This is a genomic window from Peptoniphilus indolicus ATCC 29427, from assembly GCF_000227315.1.
Classification (GTDB): domain Bacteria; phylum Bacillota; class Clostridia; order Tissierellales; family Peptoniphilaceae; genus Peptoniphilus; species Peptoniphilus indolicus.
This window is the reverse complement of the sequence record NZ_JH165061.1, coordinates 81,090-87,635: the sequence shown is the minus strand read 5'-3', so window position 1 is coordinate 87,635 and position 6,546 is coordinate 81,090. Positions and strand designations below refer to the sequence as shown.

Annotated in this window: 6 protein-coding genes and 1 other annotated feature; of the genes, 3 read left to right on the top strand and 3 right to left on the bottom strand. The window is 31.8% G+C overall.

The annotated features are described in order from the left end of the window. Window positions 1–749: DUF4097 family beta strand repeat-containing protein (locus HMPREF9129_RS00425; RefSeq protein WP_004819156.1), on the top strand; the 749-nt coding region annotated here is incomplete at its 5' end. A 159-nt stretch (window positions 750–908) separates the two neighbouring features. Here the strand turns inward: HMPREF9129_RS00425 and HMPREF9129_RS00420 are convergent. The 3 genes from HMPREF9129_RS00420 to HMPREF9129_RS00410 are packed head-to-tail and all read right to left on the bottom strand — an operon-like array spanning window position 909 to window position 5,056. Then, complete coding sequence (locus tag HMPREF9129_RS00420) at window positions 909–2,246, bottom strand: ABC transporter permease (RefSeq protein WP_004819154.1); 1,338 nt, start codon at window positions 2,244–2,246, stop codon at window positions 909–911. Further along, window positions 2,246–4,342, bottom strand: a complete 2,097-nt coding sequence (locus HMPREF9129_RS00415; RefSeq protein ID WP_004819152.1) for a COG1361 S-layer family protein — start codon at window positions 4,340–4,342, stop codon at window positions 2,246–2,248. Before HMPREF9129_RS00415 ends, HMPREF9129_RS00420 begins: the two co-directional genes overlap by 1 nt. Before the next feature lie 12 nt (window positions 4,343–4,354). Continuing rightward, complete coding sequence (locus HMPREF9129_RS00410; RefSeq protein ID WP_004819151.1) at window positions 4,355–5,056, bottom strand: ABC transporter ATP-binding protein; 702 nt, start codon at window positions 5,054–5,056, stop codon at window positions 4,355–4,357. Between the two features lie 266 nt (window positions 5,057–5,322). Then, window positions 5,323–5,447, top strand: a sequence feature (ribosomal protein L10 leader region). 8 nt (window positions 5,448–5,455) lie between these two features. Between HMPREF9129_RS00410 and rplJ the strand changes: the two genes are divergently transcribed. Together rplJ and rplL are read left to right on the top strand one after the other, a co-directional pair. Then, the gene (gene rplJ, locus HMPREF9129_RS00405; protein WP_040552091.1) at window positions 5,456–5,992 is read left to right on the top strand and encodes a 50S ribosomal protein L10; all 537 of its coding nucleotides are present in this window, start codon (window positions 5,456–5,458) and stop codon (window positions 5,990–5,992) included. Between the two features lie 36 nt (window positions 5,993–6,028). Continuing rightward, window positions 6,029–6,409 carry a 50S ribosomal protein L7/L12 gene (gene rplL / locus HMPREF9129_RS00400; protein WP_004819148.1) on the top strand — a complete coding sequence of 127 codons (381 nt, stop codon included), beginning with the start codon at window positions 6,029–6,031 and terminating at the stop codon, window positions 6,407–6,409. Window positions 6,410–6,546 lie beyond the last annotated feature (137 nt).

Sequence of the window (6,546 nt, the reverse complement as noted above, 5' to 3'; positions counted from 1 at the left end):
AAAGATTTATTATTATAGTATTGTTATTAGGAATATCTGCTTCAATAATTGCTGGAGTTTCATTTTTTATAAATGATAGAGATAAGCTAAAAAATTCAGTAATTGACTTGAGTATTATGAAAGATATTGAAGAGCAAAAAGGATTTTCAGATACAGAAAATTTTGCTAAAGAAGAAAACTTTGATGCTGAGATAAAAGAACTTTATATAGAAAAATTAAACGGTGGACTATTAATAAAACAATCAAATTACAATGGAATAAAAATTACTGATGGGGAAAAGGGGAATGTTGTTTATAGTTTTGAAAATGGAAAACTGATTATTGATGATAAGGGTGGAGAAACAGATAATATTTCAATAAAAGATTTGTTTAAAAATAATTATAGACGAACGATAGTATATTCAAAAAATCCGGAAGAGTTGATAGCAAAGATAACTAATTTAAATGGTGCTATGTCAATAGACACAAATATTAAGGAGCTTACAATAGAAACAGTAAATGGTGCATTAGGTATAGATAGTAAAGAGTCGTTTAATATGAATATAAATTCAATAAATGGAGCGGCTAATATTAAGATGGAAAATTTTGATGCTAACATAAAAATAAATTCAATAAATGGAGGTGTTAGCACTTTTTTTGAATATGAAGAAAGTAATCTATTTCCAAGGAGAATCGATAAAAAAATCAAGAATGGAAGAAATGTTATAGAAATAGGTACAGTAAATGGAGCTATATCTATAGACAATTAAGATAGCCAAGCTTTTAAAACTCTGTATTATAAATTATTATAACAAAAGAATTCAAACAAAAATAAAATGGATGTTCACCTATATTTTTAGGTAGCATCCATTTTATTTAAATATTTGATATTGTAAGCAATTCTATTAGTTGCCAATGCAACGGATTTTCTATTCACTTCTAATTGCATCTAAGGCAGATAATTTCATTGCACGTTTCGCAGGGAAGTAGCCAGCTAAAATTCCTATTAAACAAGAAAATAACAGTGCAATTAAAATTAACCAAAAAGGGATGTAAGATATCTTTGGTTCAAAGTCTCCAGTGAGTTGGAACCTAGACATCAAAAATCCTTTTGCCAAGATATTGAATACAAAGGAAAGTATTAGAGAAAATATAACTCCAATTATTCCTCCTAAAAGGCCTATGAAACCAGCCTCGATTAAGAATAATTTTTTTATATCAGATATTGAAGCTCCTATTACTTTCATTACACCTATTTCTCTAGTTCTTTCATATATTGACATTATCATTGTGTTGGTAATGCCTATGGCAGCCACTAAAAATGATACGGCAGATATTGCTCCAAATACTGCTTGGACTATCAATATATTTTTGTTTTGATTTTCAAGAATTTCTGCAAAGATGTTTGAAGCATTGTATCCCATGGCTTTGATATTATCTTGAACAGCTTTTACATTTTTTATATCATCAACTTTAACCTTTATAATAGAATACTCATTAAATTTAGGTGGAGTTGTGTTAGAAAATTGTGCAGAATCTTTAGCTAGTTTTTTTAAGTAATCTATAGGCATATAAATTGTATTGTAATTTTGCCAGTCATTTTCGTTTGGTACTAACACTCCCACTACAGAAATTTTTTCTGAATATACAGGTTTGTTCTCATCTTCTGTAAAATTCCCATTCATTTCTGAGTTTTCTATGTTTATTTTTGAAATTTCAATTTTACTTTTCATAGGTTCTACTTTTGATGAAGCATCAATATTTACTCTCTTAGGGTCTCTAAAGTTTTTTGCAGCACCGCCACTAAAGACAATGTGTTTAGTGTCTCCATTCGTGAGAAGTCTGCCATCTTGTATTTTAAAATCAAAGTCATTCATAACTTTAGGGGGCATAGCTACAACATCAACCCATTCATTGACATAGCGACCACTTTTAAATGTAGCTGAGGCCTTATAGATAGGCATTACAGAAGTGACGTGTTCAACACGAGACACTTCTGCAACAGCTGTATCATTAAGCTTTTTATCTTTTGTCTTAGGACTCATTTCAGAATTCATTGATCCGAAGTTTTTTTGTAAGTCCAAGATTGTCAAATTACCCATTGAAGAGTACATTGCAGTATTTATTTTTTGGAATCCAAATCCGATGGAAAGCATGACTATAATTGAAGTAGTTCCTATAATGACACCGAGAACTGTTAAGAAAGTTCTCATCTTTCGTGCTTTTAAATTTTTTATAGCCATAGAAATTAAATCATTTAAGTTCATTATAATTTCAAGTCCTCATCATTTTTATTTTGTTTACGCTTTTTATAGAATATAAATCCACCAGCACCAGTAGCTAAAAGAACTAATGGAATGATTAGCAGTAAAGGATTAAAAGAACTTTGTTGCGGCATTTCATCCATGTTTTCAGGAGCTGAGAAATCTTGTGCATCAAATGAATAGTCTCTCTTTAAAGTTTCTTTTTTACCAGTTGAGTCTTCGTATGAAAATTCTATTTCAAATTTACCTTTACCAGCTTTTTCAGGTGTGACTGATACTGTGAACTGCTCAGAACTTCCAGGAGAAAAGTTTCCTTTATAGCTTGAAGGTATATCGAATTTTAAATTTTTACCACTTATCTTAACTAACACATTGTAAAGCGAAGCTTTTCCGGTGTTGAAGTAGTCTACAGTGATTGGATTTTCTTGTCCAACAATAAATTCACCTTGAGGGACTATATCTCCTATATCAAGTTTTGCTTTTTGTACTACAGGTATACCAATTTGTTCGGTTGCTTGGTATTTTTCAGCTTTAGAATCTTCGTATTCAAAATTTGCTATTACAGTGTATGTCTTAGCTGCGGTATCAGGAACTGTGGTAAATACAATTTCTTTTTCAACTCTCTTTCCGGGTTTTATCTCATCTACATAGAATGTATTGGAACTTCCAACGGGAGTGAATACTGAAGCTGTAGACGGAGTATTATTTCCACTAGATTGAGAATTATTTGAATTGTTTGAGTTATTTGAAACAGATTCTTGTGCGTCTGATGTCAAAAGTATTTTTATATTTCTAACAGATTTTTTTGCATTTGTGTTGTAGAGTTTTAAATGCATTTTAAAAGGCATACCAGCTTCTATGATTTCAGGGTCAAAAGAGTATTCTTCCAAAATCAATTTAGGAACTGGAGAAGTATCTTTAGCATTAGGGTCAACTGGCTTAGGTGCTTTAATGAAAACACCGACAATTTGAGTAGACTCTAAAGTGCCATCAGCTCCGTCACTATAAGAAACTTTTAATTCCACAGGATAATTTTTTGTATCAGCAGATGGTGTGGTGATAAAGTCAAATGAATAGTGCTTAGATTGTCCTGGATCCAAAGACTTAGTCAAGACTTTAGAAACAGATTTTGAAGCAAGTCCACTTTGATCTTGAGAAATTGCTGTTACAACTAAATTTTTTGCCTGATTTTTACCAGTGTTAGCTATGTCAAAACCTATTGTAGTGCTTTGATTTCTACTCAAAACTTTAGTAGGAAAGACAATATTTTGGAATTCTAAATTTGTAGAAGACTTTGGTGCTTTTAATACATCTATTGAGAAACTATAAGAACCTTCTTTAGGAGATTTAGTTGCATCATCACCTACAAATGAATATTTTAAAGTCAACATATAACTTCCGGCAGGTGTTGATGGGTCAGATTTCAAATCGAAAAATATGGGAGTTGAATTTCCAGGCTCTAAAGAAGTTATATCAACAGTTGAAAGCCCTTTTGCAAGTGTGATTTTTCCGCTTTCAAGTCCTTCTAATGAAACTTTAATATTTTTAGCTGTCGAATCTCCGGTGTTTTTAATTGTGAAAGGAACTTCAAATGACTTTGAAGGTTGTACAGAGCCGGTCCACAGAGTGCTTTTTGAAATTTCAATTGATGGATTTACTGGCTTTTCAGGAGCGATAACTCTTACATATATAGTTTCTTCTTGTTCAAGAAAAGTTTGATTTACATAGTATCTAAGTTTTAATTTTATAGGAACAGATTTGGTTGTAAAATCTTTTTCGGTTCTCAAATAAAAAGTTCCACTTAAAGAATTATTTTGTCCTATTGAACCGTTATTTACAGCATAACCATCTCCATCAACATACACTTTGTCAGGATTTTCGATAAAAGCTTGTACTGAAATTCCGGAGATGTTTTCTTCGTTGGATGGGTTGTTTAGCGTAATATTTACAGCAGCAGTTTCTCCATCTGTTAAATTAATAGTTTGAGGGGCAGACACATTGAGTTTTAAATTAGATGTTGTTTTTACGTTACTTGCATTTACAATGCTTGAATTAAATAATAGCAAAATTAATAATAAATAAATTGTGAATTTCTTCATTTTTCCTCCGAGTTATGAAATTATTGAAACATTGTCTTCTATATTTATAATTTTTCCATCCTTCATATGTATAATCACATCAGCATAGACAGAAGTTTCAACGTCATGGGTTACAATAATCAACGTTTGATTATGTTTTCGAGATATTGAGCACATAAGCTTCATGATATCATCAGATGTTTTACTATCTAAGTTGCCAGTTGGCTCATCGGCAAACACAATTGGAGGACTATCGACAAAGGCTCTAGCTATTGAGACTCTTTGTTGTTGTCCACCACTCATTTCATTTGGTTTGTGTCGCAATCTATCGCCTAGTCCGACTTTTGTGAGGATGTCTTTTGCAAATTCATTTCGTTTTGCTTTAGAAATACCTTTAAAAGTAAGTCCAAGACTGACATTTTCTGATGCATCAAGAGTTGGAATTAAGTTGTAAGATTGAAATACAAAACCAACATTGAGTTGCCTAAATTTGGTGATTTGGTCTTCGTTTAAACCAACTATATCAATTCCGCCTATAAAGACTTGACCGGTGGTTGGTTTATCAAGGCCGGCAAGTATATTTAAAAGAGTGGATTTTCCACTTCCAGATGTACCGAGGAGACATATAATCTGCCCTTTTTTTATTTTGAGATTGACATCGTCTAGGGCATATACAGAAGAATCTCCCATTTTATATACTTTGGTAAGATTTTTAGTTTCTATAAAAGAATCCATAATTACCTCCTTGTATAGACAGTATAACAAAATATATAAGCAATAGTAAATTTTAGTTTTACTAAGAAAAGTCAAAGGTTAATGGATAAAAGTACTATTAAGTTAAGAAAACATCGTAATATAGCAAAGTTAATCCTAAATTGCAATAGCAAATTGAATTATAGTTATCTAAATCATTTAGGATTGTAAAATATGTTTGACAATCCGAGAAATTAATTTTAATAAATTGTACATTTAGTCTTGACAAAGTGTATTGTGAAAGATAGAATATCTATGTTAATTAACCGCAGACAGTAGGGGAGAAATCTTAAAAATCCTACCGAGGTAAGATCGTTTTAAATACGAATTTCTTAATCTCATCAGTCTGCGATGGGATTTTTTATATTTGGAGGTGAAATAGTGAAAGAAGAAAAGCTAAATGGAAAAGTCCAATTGGTTGATGAAATCAAAGGAAAAATTGAAAGCGCTCAAAGTATCGTACTTGTTAATTACAGAGGTCTTACTGTAGAAGAAGTTACTGAACTTAGAAGTAAATACAGAGAAGCTAATGTAGAATACAAAGTTTATAAAAATACTATGATGAGACGTGCATTCGAAGAACTTGGACAAACTGAAATTTCAGAGTACCTAGTAGGACCAAGCGCGATAGCATTTTCACTAGAAGATCCGGTTTCAGCGGCAAAAGTAACAGCTGAATTCGCTAAAGAACATGAAGCATTTGAAATAAAATCCGGTATTGTAGACGGAAAGTTAATTTCAAAAGAAGAAGTAGAAGGTCTAGCTAAATTACCATCTAAAGAAGTACTTGTTGCTAAGTTACTTGGCAGCATGAACAGCCCAATTCAAGGTCTTGTTAATGTACTTAACGGAAATATTAGAGGACTTGCAGTGGTATTAAATGCCATAGCAGAAAAGAAAGAACAAGAAACAGCATAAAAATTTAGTGCAAAGCACAAACAGGAGGATATTATAATGTCAGATAAAGTACAATCACTTATTGAAGAAATCAAAGGTTTAACAGTATTAGAACTTTCAGAAGTTGTTAAAGCATTAGAAGAAGAATTCGGAGTATCAGCAGCAGCTCCTATGGCAGTAGCAGCAGCTCCAGTAGCAGGTGCAGCTCCAGCAGCAGCTGAAGAAAAAACTGAATTTGATGTAATCATCAAAGATGCAGGTGCAGAAAAAGTTAAAGTTATCAAAGTAGTTAAAGATGCTACAGGACTTGGACTAAAAGACGCTAAAGCTATCGTTGACGAAGCTCCAAAAGCAGTTAAAGAAGGTGCAAGCAAAGAAGAAGCTGAAGAACTTAAAGCTAAATTAGAAGAAGCAGGAGCAACTGTAGAACTTGCTTAATTAAATTTAAAATTAAAGTAGCCTATTTGGCTACTTTTTTTGTGCCCAAAATTAAAATCTAATCAAATAATATAGAACTTAGGAATTAAGATTTTACAAGATTTGATAATATCTATAAAATTTAATTATTAAAAGAT